The 19,357-nt window shown below is 44.4% G+C and carries 14 protein-coding genes; 6 read left to right on the top strand and 8 right to left on the bottom strand.

All coding sequences use genetic code 11. From position 1 onward, the window contains the following. Window positions 1-253 precede the first annotated feature (253 nt). A complete protein-coding gene (rpoH, locus tag ACAX20_RS00300) occupies window positions 254-1,120 on the top strand; it encodes an RNA polymerase sigma factor RpoH (RefSeq protein WP_371187549.1) in 867 nt (288 codons plus the stop codon). Window positions 1,121-1,192: 72 nt separating this feature from the next. Here the strand turns inward: rpoH and rep are convergent, their stop codons facing one another. Then, a complete protein-coding gene (gene rep, locus ACAX20_RS00295) occupies window positions 1,193-3,217 on the bottom strand; it encodes a DNA helicase Rep (protein WP_371187547.1) in 2,025 nt (674 codons plus the stop codon). A gap of 183 nt (window positions 3,218-3,400) precedes the next feature. Between rep and ubiK the strand changes: the two genes are divergently transcribed. Further along, window positions 3,401-3,673, top strand: coding sequence for a ubiquinone biosynthesis accessory factor UbiK (gene ubiK, locus ACAX20_RS00290; RefSeq protein WP_371187545.1), 273 nt, complete (start codon window positions 3,401-3,403; stop codon window positions 3,671-3,673). A gap of 77 nt (window positions 3,674-3,750) precedes the next feature. Here ubiK and ilvA read toward each other — a convergent pair whose 3' ends face one another. The 3 genes from ilvA to ACAX20_RS00275 all read right to left on the bottom strand — a co-directional run bounded on the left by ilvA (window position 3,751) and on the right by ACAX20_RS00275 (window position 8,289). Next, on the bottom strand, window positions 3,751-5,346 hold the full coding sequence (gene ilvA, locus ACAX20_RS00285) for a threonine ammonia-lyase, biosynthetic (RefSeq protein WP_371187543.1): 1,596 nt from the start codon (window positions 5,344-5,346) through the stop codon (window positions 3,751-3,753). 38 nt (window positions 5,347-5,384) lie between these two features. Continuing rightward, on the bottom strand, window positions 5,385-7,241 hold the full coding sequence (ilvD, locus tag ACAX20_RS00280) for a dihydroxy-acid dehydratase (protein WP_371187541.1): 1,857 nt from the start codon (window positions 7,239-7,241) through the stop codon (window positions 5,385-5,387). A 121-nt stretch (window positions 7,242-7,362) separates the two neighbouring features. Next, the gene (locus ACAX20_RS00275) at window positions 7,363-8,289 is read right to left on the bottom strand and encodes a branched-chain amino acid transaminase (protein ID WP_371187539.1); all 927 of its coding nucleotides are present in this window, start codon (window positions 8,287-8,289) and stop codon (window positions 7,363-7,365) included. Between the two features lie 643 nt (window positions 8,290-8,932). Between ACAX20_RS00275 and ACAX20_RS00270 the strand changes: the two genes are divergently transcribed. After that, the gene (locus ACAX20_RS00270; protein ID WP_371187537.1) at window positions 8,933-10,456 is read left to right on the top strand and encodes a YifB family Mg chelatase-like AAA ATPase; all 1,524 of its coding nucleotides are present in this window, start codon (window positions 8,933-8,935) and stop codon (window positions 10,454-10,456) included. A 12-nt stretch (window positions 10,457-10,468) separates the two neighbouring features. On the opposite strand, the gene ilvY is transcribed toward ACAX20_RS00270, so the two are convergent. Continuing rightward, entirely contained in the window at window positions 10,469-11,374 is a 906-nt protein-coding gene (gene ilvY / locus ACAX20_RS00265) for an HTH-type transcriptional activator IlvY (protein WP_371187535.1), read from the bottom strand. 139 nt (window positions 11,375-11,513) lie between these two features. On the opposite strand from ilvY, the gene ilvC reads away from it, so the two are divergent. Together ilvC and ACAX20_RS00255 are read left to right on the top strand one after the other, a co-directional pair. After that, window positions 11,514-12,995 (top strand): ketol-acid reductoisomerase, encoded by a 1,482-nt coding sequence (gene ilvC, locus ACAX20_RS00260; RefSeq protein WP_371187533.1) that lies wholly within the window; start codon window positions 11,514-11,516, stop codon window positions 12,993-12,995. Between the two features lie 217 nt (window positions 12,996-13,212). Next, window positions 13,213-14,289 carry an asparaginase gene (locus ACAX20_RS00255; RefSeq protein ID WP_371187531.1) on the top strand — a complete coding sequence of 359 codons (1,077 nt, stop codon included), beginning with the start codon at window positions 13,213-13,215 and terminating at the stop codon, window positions 14,287-14,289. A gap of 27 nt (window positions 14,290-14,316) precedes the next feature. Here ACAX20_RS00255 and ACAX20_RS00250 read toward each other — a convergent pair whose 3' ends face one another. Both ACAX20_RS00250 and proB read right to left on the bottom strand, forming a co-directional pair. Next, entirely contained in the window at window positions 14,317-15,570 is a 1,254-nt protein-coding gene (locus tag ACAX20_RS00250; protein WP_371187529.1) for a glutamate-5-semialdehyde dehydrogenase, read from the bottom strand. After that, the gene (proB, locus tag ACAX20_RS00245) at window positions 15,567-16,688 is read right to left on the bottom strand and encodes a glutamate 5-kinase (protein ID WP_371187527.1); all 1,122 of its coding nucleotides are present in this window, start codon (window positions 16,686-16,688) and stop codon (window positions 15,567-15,569) included. Before proB ends, ACAX20_RS00250 begins: the two co-directional genes overlap by 4 nt. 366 nt (window positions 16,689-17,054) lie before the next feature. Here proB and ACAX20_RS00240 point away from each other — a divergent pair, with 366 nt between their 5' ends. Next, the gene (locus tag ACAX20_RS00240) at window positions 17,055-18,317 is read left to right on the top strand and encodes a mechanosensitive ion channel family protein (protein WP_371187525.1); all 1,263 of its coding nucleotides are present in this window, start codon (window positions 17,055-17,057) and stop codon (window positions 18,315-18,317) included. A gap of 68 nt (window positions 18,318-18,385) precedes the next feature. Here the strand turns inward: ACAX20_RS00240 and tesB are convergent, their stop codons facing one another. After that, complete coding sequence (gene tesB, locus ACAX20_RS00235) at window positions 18,386-19,243, bottom strand: acyl-CoA thioesterase II (protein WP_371187523.1); 858 nt, start codon at window positions 19,241-19,243, stop codon at window positions 18,386-18,388. Between the last annotated feature and the right edge of the window lie 114 nt (window positions 19,244-19,357).

Genomic DNA, 19,357 nt, shown 5'->3' with positions numbered 1-19,357 from the left:
AAAAGTTCATATCTATCAATAACATAGCGAAGCCTAGCAAGTGCTCAACAACCGTGGTATGCAAGGCAAAATCCACATAATGACATATACTTTAACTGACAAACTAAGATAGTCGTATTTTTCGATTGCATCATACACTTTTTTATATTAGCGATCTTGAAATAGCTATGATAGTATCCAAAAACTAAGCTACAAGAAGTGGCTGCGAATGACGCGCTATAGCGCGACAAGACGAGTAATTTAAGGGGTATAGATGACTAATAACGTACAATCAATGGCACTTACTGTTCCACAAAGTGGCAGCATTGAGTCCTATGTACAAATGGCATATGGCATTCCAATGTTGTCGGCCGAGCGTGAGCAAGAATTAGCCTCTAAGCTTCACTATGACAATGATTTAAATGCCGCACAAGAATTGATCATGTCACACCTTCGCTTTGTCATTCATATTGCCAAAAGCTATTCAGGCTATGGCTTACCGCAAGCTGACCTTATTCAAGAGGGTAATATCGGCTTGATGAAGGCGGTAAAACGTTTTAACCCTGAAGTTGGGGTGCGCCTTGTATCTTTCGCGGTACATTGGATCAAAGCGGAAATCCACGAATTTGTTTTGAAAAACTGGCGTATTGTCAAAATTGCGACAACTAAAGCGCAGCGTAAACTGTTTTTCAATTTGCGTAAAAATAAGAAGCGTCTAGGTTGGTTTAGCCAAGATGAGGTTAACACCGTTGCAGAAACACTTGGCGTTAGCGCTAAAGATGTTGTTGAAATGGAAAACCGCATGGCAAGTAGCGATCAAGCTTTTGACTTAACCGATAGCGACGACGATGGTGCAGGATCGACCGGTACGTTTGCACCTGCGCAATACTTGCAAGATGATGATTCAGATTTATCGGAGCAAGTAGAGTCTGCCGATTGGGATAATCATGTTAATACCCAGTTGGTGCACGCTATGGCAACACTTGACGATCGTAGCCAAGATATCATCAAAACCCGCTGGTTAGATGAAAACAAATCGACGCTACAAGACTTAGCAGACAAGTATCAAATATCTGCAGAGCGTGTTCGCCAATTAGAAAAAAACGCATTAGGTAAACTGAAGGGTGCCATTAACGTTTAACTCAAATTGAGCATTTGAAGACAACAAAGCCAGGCTAATGCCTGGCTTTTTCATGACCAATACGGCCCTAAATTAACTATTTTTACGCGCTAATATTTCTCTTAACCCTGCCACACCAGCCTTGCCTTTTTGTTGATTTTCTTCGGCGCTTTGTTGGCGTTGACCACCTTGCTCCCACTGTAAATCATCTTGTGGCATTTCGTATAGAAAACGCGAAGGCTCAGTACGAATAATTTCACCATATTGGCGGCGCTCTTGTGCGTAGCTGAAAATTAACTCCCGTTGAGCTCGGGTCACGCCAACATAGGCAAGACGGCGTTCCTCTTCAACATTATCTTCATCAATACTGGTTTGATGAGGCAACATACCTTCTTCCATACCAATCAAGTATACATATGGAAACTCTAGACCTTTCGATGCATGCAACGTCATAAGTTGCACTTGATCAGCGTTGTCTTCGTCTTCACCGCGTTCCATCATATCGCGCAAGGTCAAGCGAGTAACAATTTGCGCTAATGTCATTGGCTCATCGCCATCATTACCTTCGAGCATATCCGTTACCCAACTAAATAGTGTGGTAACATTTTTCATACGCATTTCTGCGGCTTTAGGGCTTGGTGACGACTCGTACAGCCAATCTTCATAGTTAATGCTTTGAATTAAACCACGCAACACTGCTGCACTGTCTCCGCGATTAACATTGTCTTCGGTCTCAACCATCATTTTCACAAATCGTTGTACCGCAGCAAGGCCTCGCCCGGTTAAATGTTGCTCTAAATCAGGATCAAAAGCTGCCGCAAACATGCTGATCTGCTTGCTATTGGCAAACGTACCAAGCCTCTCCAACGTTGCAGGGCCTATTTCTCGCTTTGGCACATTCACAATACGTAGAAAAGCATTATCATCATCAGGGTTCACTATCAGTCGCAAGTAAGCCATGATGTCTTTGATTTCGGTGCGAGAAAAGAATGATGTCCCGCCACTAATTTTGTATGGGATACGGTTTTGCATAAGTACCTTTTCAATCACTCGCGATTGAAAGTTACCGCGATACAAAATTGCGTAATCTTTGAACTTACTTTTATTTAAAAAGCGATGCCCCAATAATTCACCCGCAACACGCTCAGCTTCATGATCTTCATTTTTGGTTTTAACGACTCGTAGCGCAGGTCCGTAGCCAAGCTCACTAAATAAAGCCTTGTCATACACATGCGGGTTATTGGCAATCAGTACGTTAGCACACTTCAGAATACGTCCACTGGAACGATAGTTTTGCTCCAGTTTAATAAGCTTCAAATTAGGAAAGTCTTTACCCAATAACACTAGGTTTTGCGGGCGCGCGCCACGCCACGAATAAATCGACTGATCATCGTCACCGACCACGGTAAAGCGAGCCCGCTCACCGACAAGATATTTCACTAACTCATATTGGCTGGTATTAGTGTCTTGATATTCATCCACTAATAAGTATTGAATTTTTTTCTGCCAACGTTGACGAACTTGCTCATAATTACGTAACAACAAGGTCGGGATAAGGATCAAATCATCAAAATCTAATGCGTTGTATGCACGCATATGTTGATGGTAGCGTTGATAAAATTGTGCGAATAGCGCCTCATCGGCTGATGACGCTCGTTTTAGCACACCATCCGGTAGTAATAGATCATTTTTCCAGTTAGATATACGGCTTTGCAGTTGTGACAATAACTCTTTGTCACCATCGAGCTCTTTTTCAGTGAGCTCTTTTAATAATGCCGTGGTATCTTGATCATCAAATAAGGTAAACCCAGGTTTAAAACCTAAGGTGGCAAGTTCACGACGAATTATATCTAAGCCTAATGAGTGAAACGTTGATACCATCAAGCCACGACTCAAGTCACGACCAAGCATTTTGCTCATACGCTCTTTCATTTCCCGCGCAGCCTTATTGGTAAAGGTAACCGCGGCAATATTGCGAGCCTTATATCCACACTCTTGGATCAGATAAGAGATTTTTTGACAAATAACACCGGTTTTACCACTGCCAGCACCCGCGAGCACTAAGCAAGGGCCACTCACGTAGCGCTTAGCTTCATCTTGTCTAGGATTTAATTTCATCAATATCGTTTGGCTTAATTGGTTGGTTTAGTTAAAAGGCAAATTTTACCCGCTATTCAAGCCCAGACCAAGACAATTAATGTGATTTAGCGTTGCCAATACGTTGTTATTCTAAGGGCTAAGTTTTATCATTGAAGGTAACATGGCTATCATGCCAGCAGAACAGTGCAAATGAGAGTAGCAATGATCAACGCCAAAAAAATTGAAGATATCGCCAAGCAAATTAGCGAAGCAATCCCACCACAAGTTAAAACGGTTGCCAATGACTTTGAATCAAAAGCCAAACAAGTATTACAAAGCAAGCTATCACAGCTTGATGTGGTGAGTCGTGAAGAATTTGATGTACAAACGCAAGTACTGATAAAAACCCGTGCCAAGCTAGACGAATTAGCGACAAGAGTTGCTGAATTAGAAGCTAAATTAGCGCAAATTGATGACAGCGAAGAGCAGTCTTAGTCACCATCAATTGAAAAAGGTTGGCGGTTTATTCTAACGCTTGCGAACATTCGTCTTAAACGTGTTCGCTACAGTCATCAATTACCTTTTAAAAAGATTTGATAGGCGGGGTTGTTAGTTTCTTCTTGAAATTGATAACCCAATTCCTTTAAATGGCGAAAAAACGCCAACTCATCGCCTGCATCCACCTCGATTCCAGCCAATACTTGGCCAAATGCCGCACCGTGATTGCGGTAGTGAAACAACGAAATATTCCAAAGCTCGCCAAGTGTATCAAGAAAATTTTCTAATGCACCAGGGTATTCAGGAAACTCAAAGCGGAATAGTCTTTCTTGTGTCGATTCTTGACTCAAACCACCAATCATATAACGCACGTGTAATTTAGCCAGTTCATTATTGGTTAAATCATTAACTTGATATCCCTTGCCAGACAGATCAATCACTATTTCACTCAGCTCTTGTTGACCACGGCTTAAGCGAACCCCAACAAAAACGAAAGCTTGCTCATTATTGGCGTAGCGATAGTTAAATTCTGTGATAGCCTTACCGGCTAAGGCTTTGCAAAAGCGTTTAAAACTACCTTTTTGCTCAGGGATTTGTACTGCCAGCACCGCTTCTTTTTGTTCACCTAACTCACAACGCTCTGATACATAACGCAGTGAATGAAAATTCATATTGGCACCTGATAATACCGCTACCAGATTTTCTGTGTCGTCTTGGCTGTTATGGCTATGACAATATTTACTCAGGCCCGCTAATGATAAAGCGCCAGCCGGCTCAGCAATCACCCGGGTTTGCTCAAAAATATCTTTAATTGCGGCACACACTTCATCACTGCTAACGGTAATCACGTCATCACAATATTGTTTAATCAACGAAAAGGTGTTTTCGCCAATACGTTTAACAGCGACACCATCAGCAAACAAACCAACTTGCTCAAGATCAACCGGCTTACCTGCTAACATAGCCGCTTGCAAGCAAGCTGAATCGGCCGCTTCGACGCCCACCACCTTAATACGTGGGTTAATTTGCTTGATATAAACGGCCATACCTGCCAATAGGCCACCACCACCAACCGGAATAAACACCACATCGGCATTTGGTAGCTGTTGTAACAACTCTTTAGCAACAGTACCTTGCCCCGCAATAACGTCAGCATCATCGAAAGGGTGAATCATCAATAGCTGATCTTGCTGTGCGATATTCACAGCAGCTTCTGCCGCTTCATTAAAACTCTTACCGAGTAAGCGCACATCTGCACCAAAGCGACGCACATTATCGACTTTGATATCTGGCGTAGTTATTGGCATCACAATAGTCGCTCGAACACCAAGACGTTGAGCCGCAAGAGCTAGCCCCTGTGCATGATTTCCTGCTGAAGCAGCAATAACACCGTTGCGCCGCTGTTCGTCACTGAGTTGAGCAAGTCGATTATAAGCACCGCGTAGTTTAAAGGAGTGCACCGGCTGTTGGTCTTCGCGCTTAAGAAAGATTTGCTTACCATAACGCTCTGACAACGAGGTTAGTGGCGTTAAATCGGTTTCAACCGCCACATCGTACACCGGCGCCATTAGTATTCGCCGTAAATAGGTGAGGGCGACTTGCTCACGGTTTTGTTCGCAGCGTTGCTCAGTACCCTGCTTCGTATCTGATACTGGATCCTGTTCAGCCATTTTTCGCCTCCGTTATAAACACTATGCTGACATCAGCGTTAGCCTTGCTCATCTAATAATTGGGTATTGCGTACCGCGCCTTGGTCAGCACTGGTTGCTAACATCGCATACGTTTTCAAGGCATAACTAATCGGACGATGACGATTCTTAGGTTTAAACGCGTGATTACCTCTTGCAAGCATATCAGCGCGACGCGCTGCTAACACATCATCATTTACCTGTAATTCAATACGACGCTTGGGAATGTCAATACAAATACGGTCGCCGTCTTCAATTAAGGCGATTGTGCCGCCTGCAGCAGCCTCAGGTGAAACATGACCAATAGACAAGCCCGAGGTACCACCCGAAAATCGGCCATCGGTGATTAACGCACATTTAGTGCCAAGCCCCATCGACTTTAAGTACGTTGTTGGATAAAGCATTTCTTGCATGCCTGGACCACCCTTAGGACCTTCGTAGCGAATAACCACGACATCACCTGCCGTCACTTTACCACCTAAAATGCCATCTACCGCCGACTCTTGGCTTTCAAATACATGCGCTGTACCATCAAAAGTTAAGTTTTCTTCGGCGACACCGGCGGTTTTAACAATACAACCATGCTCAGCTACATTGCCAAACAGCACTGCTAAACCACCATCTTGTGAATAGGCATGGTCAATACTACGAATACAGCCATTTTGTCGGTCGGCATCAACACTTGGCCAGCGACAATTTTGTGAGAAAGCTTTAGTGGTGCGAATGCCAGCAGGGCCGGCACGATAAAAATCAGCTACCTCGGTACTGTCAGTTTGCGTGATATCGTAGTGCGCTAGCAGCTCTTCCAAACTCATACCCAGCACGTTAGTCACAGAGGTATCGAGTAAGCCTGCCCTTGCTAGCTCACCTAAAATGCCGACGACACCACCAGCGCGGTGTACATCTTCCATATGATATTTTTGCGTACTCGGCGCAACTTTACATAAATGCGGTACACGGCGAGATAAACGGTCGATATCTGCCATGGTAAAATCAACACCAGCTTCTTGCGCTGCAGCTAATAAATGCAATACCGTATTGGTAGAGCCACCCATGGCAATATCTAGGCACATGGCATTTTCAAATGCTCGTTTATTGGCGATATTGCGCGGTAGGGCAGAAGTATCATCGTCTTGGTAATAACGTTTAGTAAGAGCAACAATTTGCTCACCTGCTTGTAAAAATAGTTTTTCACGATCCGCGTGAGTAGCCAGCATCGAGCCATTACCTGGCAACGCTAAACCAAGGGCTTCAGCTAAACAATTCATAGAATTGGCGGTAAACATACCCGAACAGGAGCCGCAGGTTGGGCACGCTGAACGCTCAACTTGTGCCGCTTGTTCGTCAGAGACATTGGGATCGGCACCTTGGATCATGGCATCAACCAAGTCGAGTTTAATAATTTGCTCGCTTAGTTTGGTTTTGCCGGCTTCCATTGGCCCACCAGAGACAAAAATAACAGGAATATTTAAGCGCATTGCCGCCATTAACATGCCTGGGGTGATTTTGTCGCAGTTAGAAATACACACCATGGCATCAACGCAATGGGCATTGATCATATACTCGACAGAGTCGGCTATCAGCTCGCGCGATGGCAAGGAATAAAGCATGCCGGAGTGACCCATGGCGATACCATCGTCAACGGCAATTGAATTAAACTCTTTGGCAACACCACCGGCTTGCTCTATTTGTCGAGCAACCAACTGGCCTAAATCTTTAAGGTGAACGTGACCGGGAACAAACTGGGTAAAAGAATTAACAACGGCAATAATGGGTTTGCCAAAGTCTTCGTCGGTCATGCCAGTTGCGCGCCATAATGCTCTGGCGCCTGCCATGTTACGACCTTGAGTTGAGGTAGCCGATCTCAATTTAGGCATAATGTACTTCCTACTTCCTTTAATTAACATGAAGTAGCTTGCTCACTAAGTCGTTAACCTCGCAAGCAAGCCGTACTACCTAAATGACGACTATCGTGGTGACAGTTTGGTTTTTAGGTAGTTACTTTACTGGGTCTAACCAACCCCATTTATCTTCGGTCGTGCCGTCGAACAAACCAAAGAATGCGTCTTGAATTTGTTTGGTTACCTCACCACGTTTACCGGTGCCAACTTGCAAGCCGTCAACTGTGCTTACCGGTACGATTTCAGTAGCCGTGCCACACATAAAGAATTCATCTGCAAGGTATAACGCTTCACGAGCGATCAGCTCTTCGCGAACTTCATAGCCTAATTCTTTTGCAAGGGTAATGATGGTATCACGGGTCAAACCAGGTAGAATCGAACACGTTGATGGTGGTGTATAAAGTACGCCTTTACGCACTAAGAATAAGTTTTGGCCTGCACCTTCACTGACGTAATTATTCACATCAAGGGCAATCCCCTCAGTGTAACCATGACGCGCCGCTTCACGTGAAATAAGTTGTGAAGACAAATAGTTACCGCCAGCTTTGGCACCTGTAGGCATAGTGTTAGGTGCTAAACGATTCCAACTTGAAACGCCAACATCAACGCCATTTTCAAGGGCATCAGCACCTAAGTACGCTTCCCAGCTAAACGCAGCGATCATCAAATCGGCTACTGCATCGTCAGCTGGACGTAAGCCCATACCTATATCACCCAAGAATGCCAGTGGACGCAGATAAGCCGAATGTAAGTTATTTTCAACCACAGAATCGCGACATGCCTGCATAACTTGTTCAACGTTGTATGGAATATTCATGCGATAAATCTTGGCTGAATCAAACAGGCGTTCAATGTGCTCTCGGTGACGGAAGATACAAGTACCTTTGTGTGTATTATATGCACGGATACCTTCAAATACCGATGAACCATAGTGCAAAGCGTGACTCATCACATGAACCTTGGCGTCTCCCCAAGGCATCAATTTGCCGTTAAACCAAATTTGCTCAGCGTTTACTTTAGCCATTATTATTTCCTAAACTATTACATGAATTTTGCTGGCACGATCTTTCACATTTTTCGCTTCGATGTCGAATTTTTTCAAAAAATTGACACATAGAATTTTTATCATTTTGTCACTATCTAATGACACCTTGTCGTTCACGCTAATTATTTACGTTAACTTCCACAGCATTTACCGCCATTAAACACGTTTGGTGACCACCTAACGGGTATTCACTTGCCTATAAAAAATAACCCCCCCGGTTCGAGTCGAAGCGGGGGGGTTATTGGCATCAACACTGCCTAACAACACGCCCGCAAGCGATCAATAATCACCAGTAAAATTCGCTTTGCTGTAGCAAAATAAATAGCTTGTACCACGTGTTGTCCTCCATTTACTGGCAAAGTTCGGCGTCTGATAAACGTCTCTCGCAACTATAAGCCAGCAAATTTTCAAATAGCTTATTTCAAACAGCTTGGGTTACATAATTGTTAACACACTAAAACAAATAGCATAGCTTAATTTTATTCACAAGCCCTTGTTTACCTTTTTATAACGACTGTGTGTTCGCGACCAAGGCTTAATCGAGTAGCAAATTTGTCGTAGTGTATTGAGTAAAAGCGACTAAACTCAAGACTACCGACCATCAATTTGATAAGGACATCAAATGAGCTTAGCTTGCATCTATACTCGTGCTCGTATTGGACTGGACGCACCGAGCGTCTGTACTGAAATTCACCTCAGTAATGGCCTGCCAGCGTTTCAAATGGTAGGCATGGCGGAAACCTCGGTGAGAGAAGCTAAAAATAGGGTCCGCAGTGCCATCATCAACTGTGGCTTTGAGTTTCCACAAAAAAAAATTATTGTTAACCTCGCACCCGCTGATTTACCCAAAGAGGGTGGTCACTTTGACTTACCTATTGCGGTGGGAATTTTGGTTGCCTCAGGGCAACTGCCAAAGCATTCCATTGAGCGGCTTGAATTTGCCGGAGAATTGGCTCTCAACGGCCAATTACGGCGAATTGTTGGCGATATCCCCATGGCAATTGCTGCGCGTAATGCCGGCCGTAAACTCATTCTACCAAGCGAAAACGCCGACATTGCTTGTCGCGTAGCCGGTGCTGAAATAATCGCCTTGCAATGTCTTGATCAACTATTTAGCCACCTATCCGGACAACAAGTATTACCGCTATCAGAGTACCAGCACATGCCAGCTCCCAAGGCAGCATTTGCTAATGATATGTGCGATGTAATAGGCCAACCCCTTGCCAAAAGAGCATTAGAACTTGCCGCTGCTGGCGCCCATAACTTACTGTTTATTGGCCCTCCGGGTACAGGCAAGACTATGCTAGCATCACGATTACCGTCAATTCTGCCACCAATGACCAATGAAGAGGCCTTAGAGACTGCGGCCATTCATTCTGTATGCCAGCACGATATCGATTTACAGTATTGGCAACAACGGCCATTCAGATCTCCACATCATACCGCCTCATCGGCGGCATTAGTTGGTGGTGGTTCTACACCAATACCAGGGGAGATATCGCTGGCTCATAATGGTATTTTGTTTTTAGATGAGCTGCCTGAATACGATCGTAAAGTGCTCGATGTATTACGCGAACCGATGGAATCAGGAGAGGTCACCATATCCAGAGCGCTGCAAAAAGCTACCTACCCAGCTAAGTTTCAACTGGTCGCAGCAATGAACCCAAGCCCGACAGGTTTCTACAGTGATAAACGCTCAACACCAGAGCAAACATTGCGTTACCTTAGTAAGTTGTCAGGCCCATTTCTCGATCGTATTGACATTCAGCTTGAAGTAGCACGATTACCCAGAGGCGCATGGGCGCAGAGTTCAGCACAAGAGGAGTCTAGCGAATCCGTACTACAGCGGGTTATTCAATGCCGGCAGCGACAGCAGCAGCGGCAAGGCAAAACCAACGCCCACTTAACCAGCCCAGAGTTAAAACAATACTGCCAACTGACTACTGACGATGCGGAGTTTCTCGATTTAGCTCTTGAAAAGCTTGGTTTATCGACGCGTGCGCACCATAAAATACTAAAAATAGCCCGAACCATTGCCGACCTAAAGCAACAAACCGATATTGATCGCCATCACTTGGTTGAAGCATTAAGCTATCGTGCCATGGACCGATTAATTCGCCTGCTAACGGAGAGTGTTACCCCCTAATTCGCCAAGCTATTACTGATCTTTTTCGACCAAGCTATTGGTAGCCAAGCATTGCAAGAAAGCATCGATAATCGGCTGTTGACGTTGTTTTTGCTGGCAACATAAACCTAACGTGAAAGATGCTGGCGGTGTGCCTAAGTCGAGCACCTCCACCCGTTGTTGCATCGGACTGTTGTCAATCACCACTTGTGGCGCGATACCAATACCACAACCTAGAGCAACCATAGATACCAAAGCTTCATGGCCACTTACTGTGGCATACACATTGGCATGCTGCACGCCATGAAGGCGCAATAATTGAATAAACTGCTCTCTTGCTGGACCATGTTCGGCAAAAATTACCGGGATTTGTTGCCAATCAATAGGCGTCTGCTTAATCAAGTGAGCAACATGACAGTCGAGGGTTGGGGCAATCACCGCCAGCTCAATATCAGCAATGGGCTGAAAGTAAATAGCGCTATTTGGCCGATCATCAGCAGCAGCAATCGCTACATCTGCTTCGCCTTTGCTAACCTTATCGATGGCTTCGTTAGCATTACCGGTTTGCAGCAAGATCTCCACTTTTGGATGGTGCTCGCGAAAGGTATCAAGTAGGCGAGGTAAGTGCGAATAAGCCGCGGTTACCGAGCAATAAATTTTTAAGCGACCACTCAGTTGCTGAGTCTCTTCGCTAAGTTGATATTCAAACTGTTGCCAGGCGGCAAGCTGTTGCTTAGCAAACGCGCGAAACTGTTGTCCTGCACGAGTGAGCACCACTGAGCGGTTATCTCTGACAAGCAAAGAGGTTGCAAGTTCTTGCTCAATTCGCTGAATCATCCGCGACAAGGTAGATGGGCTGACATGGTGGGCATACGCTGTTTGACCAAAGTGCAATGTATCGCATAAATGCACATATACTTCTAATAACTTTTTTTCCATGACACCTTCCCCCTAAGTCACAACACTACATTTCACTTTATGAAACATAGTAGTGCAAATATATCATTTTAAGCAATATCAATTATTCGCTATGGTTACAGCAAGTAATAAAATTTATAAAAGTACATCGGAGTTAGTCATGAGCAATTATTTTAATAGCATCAGCTTGCGCGAGCAGTTAGCCCAACTAGGCAAATGCCGCTTTATGAAGCGAGAGGAGTTTAGTAATGGTTGCAACTTTATCAAAGATTGGCGCATCGTCATTGTTGGTTGTGGCGCACAAGGCTTAAACCAAGGGTTAAATATGCGCGATTCCGGTTTAGATATCAGTTACGCCTTACGCCAAGCAGCCATCGATGAGAAGCGTCAATCTTGGCAGTGGGCAACCGAGCACGGCTTTACTGTCGGTACCTATGAAGAACTGATCCCGGATGCCGATTTAGTATTAAACCTAACCCCTGATAAACAACACTCCAATGTTGTCAAAGCAGTGATGCCATTAATGAAAAAAGGGGCGACCCTATCTTACTCGCACGGTTTTAATATTGTTGAAGAGGGGATGCAAGTTCGCGATGATATTACCGTTGTCATGGTTGCACCGAAATGCCCAGGTACCGAGGTACGTGAAGAATACAAACGCGGCTTTGGGGTACCAACCCTTATTGCTGTGCATCCAGAGAACGATCCCAATGGCAATGGTTTAGCTATTGCCAAAGCGTATGCCTGTGCCACGGGTGGCGATCGCGCTGGTGTGTTGGAATCTTCGTTTATTGCTGAAGTAAAATCCGATTTGATGGGTGAGCAAACCATTTTATGTGGCATGTTGCAAACCGGCGCGATATTAGCACATGAAAAGATGATCGCTGATGGCATAGACGCAAGTTATGCAGCCAAATTAATCCAGTATGGTTGGGAAACGGTTACCGAAGGCTTAAAGCATGGTGGCATCACCAATATGATGGACCGCTTATCAAACCCAGCTAAAATTCGTGCTTTTGATATGAGTGAGCAATTAAAAGGTATTTTACGCCCTCTATTTGAAAAACATATGGATGATATTATCGATGGTCACTTCTCAGCGACCATGATGCAAGACTGGGCGAATAATGACGACAACTTGCTGACTTGGCGTGAACAAACAGCACAAACAAGTTTTGAACAAGCTCCCGTTTCGTCAGCGTCTATTAGCGAACAAGAATATTACGATAAAGGTATCTATTTGGTGGCGATGGTCAAAGCAGGCGTTGAGCTTGCGTTTGAAACCATGTGTGCTGCCGGTATTGTTGAAGAGTCCGCCTACTATGAGTCGTTACATGAGACGCCGCTGATTGCGAACTGTATTGCGCGTAAAAAGCTGTACGAAATGAACGTGGTGATTTCTGATACTGCAGAATACGGTAACTATTTGTTTTCTCATGCAGCGGTGCCACTATTGCGTGACTTCACCAACAGCTTAAGTAGCGAAGATATCGGTAAAGGCTTAGCATCAAGCGATAATGGGGTTGATAATGTGCGCCTTATTGAAGTAAATGAAGCGATCCGCAGTCACCCGGTAGAAAAGGTTGGTAAAAAGCTACGTGGCTACATGACCGATATGAAGCGTATTGTTGAAAATAGTTAATCATTAACAAGTCAGTACTGTTACGAGCGAAAAATAAATAACCAACGCCAGCATAGCTGGCGTTTTTCATGCTCTAGGCCGTATTTATCTTTGTTTAAAATTTTACTGAGAAATAAACACGTACTAGCCACAACAAATAGCTTTCGCCAAGCATTTATTTCCAATGATATTAATATTAAAATGCAGCGCAAATAAATGCTCACAAAGGTCAACGCACATGGCAAACCCGACCAACAAGATTTTAGTTATTAACACCGGTGGTACCATAACCATGGCCGCCAAAGCCAGTGGTGAATTACAAGCAGGGAAGGGAGAAGTACTCGTTGAGCTAATTGAAGAGCTAACCAGTGACTTATACTCCAAGATCGAGGTAAAGCCTTTACAAAGCCCAGCAGGTGATATTATTGGTACCAGTGACTCAAGCCAGATAGGCCCTTTCCATTGGGATGCCATGGCGAATATGATCATTGCCGAAAATGATAACTACGATGGCTTTGTTGTGTTGCACGGCACCGATACCATGAGCTATACCGCATCTGCGTTATCGTTTGCGTTGGCGCAAAACAGTAAACCCGTGGTTATTACTGGTGCCCAGGTGCCGCTCAGTAAGCCAGGCAGCGATGGTTTACAAAACCTACGCTTAGCCTTATTTGTTGCCGATCAGGCCGGTAAATCATTACCTGCGCTAAGCGAAGTGATGATATGTTTTGCCGGGCAACTATTACGAGGTAATCGCTCTCGTAAATCCAGTACTCGCTCTGCGATTGGCTTTTCCACCCCCAATGCGCAAATCCTTGGCGAGCTGTTTCCTGTACCAACCATTTTTCCAGAGCAACTGCGTTCACAGCCCAACAGCTACCCACCGTTAAGTACCGATTCTCTTGGTTTTAATGACAAAGTCCTAAGTATCAACCTTAGCCCTGGTTTTACTGGTGATATGTTACTTAAAATCATTGAAGGCAGTGATATTGAAGCGTTAGTGGTACGAGTTTTTGGTAGCGGTACCGCACCAGATAACTTTAATTTAGCCGATATTGTCGAGCTAGCGAAGCAACGCACCAATGACCGCTTTAAATGCGCAGTGATCGTGACCGACGTTTATAACGGCAGCTTAGACCTGCATCGTTATGCTGCAGGTAAAAATCTGCGCAGTGATTATATTATTGATGGTCGCGATATGACCCCAGAAGCAGCAACCACTAAGCTTATGTGGGTGCTCGGTGCCGAGCACCGTCAAAAACAATTGTTTAAATTGTTGAGCACGTCAATTTGTGGCGAAATGAGTAGCCTTTAACGCCAATAATATCATCCGCGCCAGTGATTACTGGCGCACTTGGCCATCACCAATAACCACATATTTTTGTGTTGTTAGCGCTTGTAAGCCCATCGGCCCATAAGCGTGCAAACGACTGGTTGAAATACCTATCTCGCTGCCTAAGCCCAACTCACCACCGTCTGAGAACCGAGATGAGGCATTGACCATGACCACCGACGAATTGATATTACGTACAAATCGTTGGGCTCTCGTTATATCCTGAGTCACAATAACTTCAGTATGATCTGAGCCAAATTGGCGAATATGTTCAATCGCTTGATCAAAGCCATTGACCACTTTAATCGCCAGCTCCAGCGCTAAGTACTCCGCATGATAGTCTTGCTCTGATGCCAATGCTGCTCCCGAAAAATAAGATAAACTCTCACCACAAGCATGCACTGTTACAGATGATTGTGCCAACGCTTCACTTATCTTCGGTAATACCTCAGTGGCGATATCACGGTGGATAAGTAATGTTTCAATCGCATTACAGGCACTTGGTCGCTGAGCTTTACCATTGATCAGAATGTCGATGGCTTTGTTAGTATCAGCAAACTTATCGATGAATAAATGACACACCCCCTTGAAATGCTGAATAACAGGGATTCTGGCATGGTCGGTGACATAACGAATTAACCCTTCACCACCGCGTGGGATCACTAAATCGATATACTGATTTAATGTCAGTAGCTTGGCAATAACATCGCGGGATGTATCGGGAATAATGGTCACCAATTGTTCTGGCAAATGCATTTTCAACAAGCATTTTTTGATCACAGCTGCGATTGCCAAATTAGAATGAATCGCCTCACTACCACCACGCAATACCACCACATTACCTGACTTAATACACAGCGCCGCAGCTTCGGCGGTGACATTGGGACGTGCTTCGTAAATCATCGCAATCACCCCTAAAGGTATACGCATCCTGCTCACTTCGATGCCATTTGGGCGTATTTTTATGTCGGCCTTTTCACCAACAGGATCGGCCAACTCTGCAATGCTACAAATTGCCGTCGCAATAGCGTCAATACGTGCCTCGGTAAGTAATAAGCGATCTATCATTGCCTCACTCAATCCTCGGCTTTTCGCAGCACGAATATCTTTACTATTTTCACTGAGGATCTGCGCTTTAGACTCATTAATTTGAGTCGCTATCAAGTGCAGTAAATTGTTTTTATCCGCTGTTGCTAAACTGGCGATTATTGGCGCGACTTGTTTGGCCTGACTAGCGGCCTGTTCAATAGCAAATTCTGTCATATATCTTCCTCTGGTAATACGGGTTGTATCACCATGTCATCGCGATGGATCACTTCTGTTGCAGGGCAATAACCTAGAACCTCAACAAACTGTTGAGATTTTTTGCCAATAATTTTTTGTAATTCTTGCTGACTATATTGAACAATGCCTTTGGCGACGAGCTGATTATCAGGTTGTGCCACAACGTTCACCGCATCGCCTTTTACAAAATAACCTTCAACGGCAATGATACCCGTTGCTAACAGCGATGCGCCGTTATCTCGTAAGGCATCTCGAGCACCTTGGTCGATAACTATGCGACCTGTTGACGGCAAGGTTTGCTGCAACCAATGCTTTTTCGCCTTCAATAACGGTTTTTGTGCTTTAAAATGACTACCCGGGCAGGAACCTTCGAGCATACGGCTAAAGTGTTCCGATTTACTGCCATTGATAATAAAGGTATCAATACCGTGCAGCGTTGCTTTTTCTGCCGCCTCAATTTTGGTGCGCATACCGCCGGTTGCTATAGCGTTGCTGGTACCGCCCGCCATTACATAAATTGCCTCGGTAATTTTTGGTATGTTGTTAACTAGCTTAGCTTGCTGATTGGAACGAGGGTCGCTGTCAAAAATACCATCTACATCACTTAAAATAACTAATGCATCGGCGTCACAAACCATTGCTACAAGGGCTGCGAGGTTGTCATTGTCACCGACTTTCAGCTCTTGTGTTGCCACAGTATCATTCTCATTAACAATCGGCAGGATGTCATTGGCTAATAACGTTCTTAAGGTGTTTTTTATATTCAGATAGCGTGCTCGATCTTTTAAATCGTCATGGGTAATTAACAACTGCGCACAGGCATTATCGAAAAATCGTTGCCAGTGGCTCATTAACAACGATTGCCCAACCGACGCCATCGCTTGCTTCGTTGTAATAGACACATTACGACTACCATGAGCCACATGAACGCGACCTGCAGCCACCGCACCCGATGACACTAACACGACTTCTACCCCTGCCTGCTGCCACTGCTGAATAAACTGAGCGATCGGCAAAACGCTGCTTACCTTGCAGCTTGTGCCCTCTGGCGCAATCAGTGCACTCCCAACCTTAATAACGATCCGTTTAAACTGCATAGCGTTAACTCATCCTCAGCCGTATATTTTTAACAGCACCTAGGGCGTGTTGACCTTTGTTTGTATTTTCTACAATAACCAGAATCAAGCGGATTAAGCAACGTGCAATTAACGTCTATTTAGAAATATTTTCATGTTGTTATATTGATATGAAAGGTTGCAAGTGATTAAAGCTCACCACGGAGGAAGTCACAATGAAGCATCACGTATGGCAAATTATAGCCACACCTATACGACGCCTCATTGAAATCAACTTTTTATATCGATTACAACAACATAAATAAAGTTGAACGGTGAACAAGCTTGCTCAATCTAACGTCTGCCGTTAACCTAGAGCATATAAATATTCTTTAATATTGTGATGCTATGGCCGAATTGATAAACCAGTGGTTGCAAAAATTAGCAATAGACCCCTCCCTGCATACCCCCCTGACGGCAGCTATTGGGCTGTCACTGTTACTGATTATTTGTTGGTTAAGCTTTTATATAAGCAAACATTATGTACTCACCGCAGTACATCGCTTAGTACTGCGTTCTAGCAATACCATTGATGATCTACTAATTGAGCATAATGTATTTGGCCGCATCGCCAGACTGGTACCCACGGTGCTGTTATTGGCACTGCACCAATTGTTTATCGGTGATAGTCCCGAGCTAGCCTATGGTATCGAGCTATTCGCAAAAATCTTGCTAACCATGCAAGTGGCACAATGTTTCAGTGCTCTACTTAGTGTTGTTAATCACCAACTAGGTGCCAAGAGTAAAGACAACTATCTACCACTCACCGCTACCATCCAATTGATAAAGCTCGCCATTTATTTGGTCGCAATCATCCTCGCGATTTCGATCGCTATCAATAAGAATCCAGTCTATTTATTAAGTGGTTTAGGTGCGCTGACCGCGGTATTGATTTTGGTCTTTCAAGACACCATCAAAGGGCTCGTCGCCAGTATCCAAGTATCCGCCAATAAGATGGTGGCACCGGGTGACTGGATTACAATGCCACAATATGGCGCTGACGGCGATGTACAAGAAATCGCTCTGACCACCGTTAAAGTGAAAAACTTCGATAATACCATCAGCACAATTCCAACCTATGCGCTGGTCAGTGAGTCATTCAAAAACTGGGGAGGGATGGCAAAATCTGGCGGGCGCCGTATCAAGCGCAGTATTAATATAGATATGAATAGCATTCAGTTTTGTGATCAGGCGTTACTCGATAAATTGTCAAAACTCGACTTTTTAAAAGAGTACCTAAGCCAAAAAAGCAGCCAGCTAAACGATTACAACAAACAGAAAGGTTATCATGACGCCGATAACCCAAACATTCGCAGATTAACCAATATTGGTACTTTTCGAGCCTATATCAGCGAATATTTACGCAATCACCCTAACGTTCATGGCAACATGACATGCATGGTGCGGCAACTGCCGCCCACTGAAATGGGTTTACCATTAGAGCTGTACTTTTTCAGTAATGATACTGCTTGGGTAAATTATGAAAATATTCAAGCGGATATTTTTGATCATATGTTAGCCATTGCGCCAATCTTTGAATTACGATTATTTCAAACCCCAACAGGTCATGACTGGCAGGGCGCCATCAGCAACAGTGCTTTAAACAAGTAGTGCCTGACTAACCCGCTGCAAATGCAAGGAGCAGGTATGATGCCCCATATCTGCTCTAACTGTCGATACTACCACTGGCGAATAACACCCTCCTGGATCGTAGATGCAACAAGCTGCCCCTGGCGATTATATATTTTACCGCGCACTAAACCACGGCCACCGCTCGCTGATGGGCTGTCAATATCGTATAGCAACCAATCATCAAAACGAAACGGACGATGAAACCACATCGCATGATCTATGGTTGCGACCTGCAGTTTTGGCGACCACATGCTGCAGCCATGTGGATGTAAAGCCGTCGGTAGAAAATTATAGTCAGACGCGTAACCCAACAAATAGCGATGAACCCTTAAATCATCAGGCATCGTAGATTTTGCGCGCATCCACACCTGATTACTTGGCGACGATTTTTCTGGTGTGAGCCAGTCATAATCTTTTGCAGGTCGAAATTCTATCGGCCTTTCAGCAAACACTACACTGTGTAATTGCTCAGGAATACGATCTTTATACTGCAACTGCAATTCTTCCAGTGATAAAAGCTGCTCAGGGGGCGTAACATCAGGCATGGCATCTTGATGCTCAAAACCGCTTTCCTCAATTTGAAACGATGCCATTAAAGTAAAAATTACTTTACCATTTTGCATGGCTTGTACCCGTCTTGCAGAAAAACTTTTGCCATCACGGGTTGTATCAACTAAGTACGTCACTGGTTTTTTCGCATCGCCAGGCAACAAAAAGTAGCTATGGAAAGAATGCAGTGTGCGTTGACTATCGACAGTTTGTTTCGCTGCGGATAGCGCTTGGCCTATTACTTGGCCACCAAATAAAGCCGGAAAACCTAAGTCCTGACTTTGCCCTAGGTAAAGGTTGTCATCCAACGCTTCCAGCTGCAGCAGCGTTAACAATTCGTTAAGAACTTGGCTCATATTAAGTCCTGTGATTCATGTGGTTATGGTACTTTATTGATATTTTTGGATATTTATCTAAAAGTTTTCAAAAAATATTTTACAGAATAAAAGTTTTGTCTATAATCTCGAATA

The organism is Thalassotalea sp. Sam97, assembly GCF_041379765.1.
GTDB lineage: Bacteria > Pseudomonadota > Gammaproteobacteria > Enterobacterales > Alteromonadaceae > Thalassotalea_A > Thalassotalea_A maritima.
Note: the sequence above shows the minus strand (reverse complement) of the source record. Positions and strands in the feature narration are given on the sequence as shown.

What these genes read in the sequence shown, in the direction of transcription:
- proB (WP_371187527.1), bottom strand. Translation starts at nt 16,688, where the DNA reads ATGCAGTTTAAACGGATCGTTATTAAGGTTGGGAGTGCACTGATTGCG.
- ACAX20_RS00240 (WP_371187525.1), top strand. Translation starts at nt 17,055, where the DNA reads ATGGCCGAATTGATAAACCAGTGGTTGCAAAAATTAGCAATAGACCCC.
- ilvD (WP_371187541.1), bottom strand. Translation starts at nt 7,241, where the DNA reads ATGCCTAAATTGAGATCGGCTACCTCAACTCAAGGTCGTAACATGGCA.
- ACAX20_RS00275 (WP_371187539.1), bottom strand. Translation starts at nt 8,289, where the DNA reads ATGGCTAAAGTAAACGCTGAGCAAATTTGGTTTAACGGCAAATTGATG.
- ubiK (WP_371187545.1), top strand. Translation starts at nt 3,401, where the DNA reads ATGATCAACGCCAAAAAAATTGAAGATATCGCCAAGCAAATTAGCGAA.
- ACAX20_RS00255 (WP_371187531.1), top strand. Translation starts at nt 13,213, where the DNA reads ATGGCAAACCCGACCAACAAGATTTTAGTTATTAACACCGGTGGTACC.
- rep (WP_371187547.1), bottom strand. Translation starts at nt 3,217, where the DNA reads ATGAAATTAAATCCTAGACAAGATGAAGCTAAGCGCTACGTGAGTGGC.
- ilvY (WP_371187535.1), bottom strand. Translation starts at nt 11,374, where the DNA reads ATGGAAAAAAAGTTATTAGAAGTATATGTGCATTTATGCGATACATTG.
- ilvC (WP_371187533.1), top strand. Translation starts at nt 11,514, where the DNA reads ATGAGCAATTATTTTAATAGCATCAGCTTGCGCGAGCAGTTAGCCCAA.
- ACAX20_RS00250 (WP_371187529.1), bottom strand. Translation starts at nt 15,570, where the DNA reads ATGACAGAATTTGCTATTGAACAGGCCGCTAGTCAGGCCAAACAAGTC.
- ACAX20_RS00270 (WP_371187537.1), top strand. Translation starts at nt 8,933, where the DNA reads ATGAGCTTAGCTTGCATCTATACTCGTGCTCGTATTGGACTGGACGCA.
- tesB (WP_371187523.1), bottom strand. Translation starts at nt 19,243, where the DNA reads ATGAGCCAAGTTCTTAACGAATTGTTAACGCTGCTGCAGCTGGAAGCG.
- ilvA (WP_371187543.1), bottom strand. Translation starts at nt 5,346, where the DNA reads ATGGCTGAACAGGATCCAGTATCAGATACGAAGCAGGGTACTGAGCAA.
- rpoH (WP_371187549.1), top strand. Translation starts at nt 254, where the DNA reads ATGACTAATAACGTACAATCAATGGCACTTACTGTTCCACAAAGTGGC.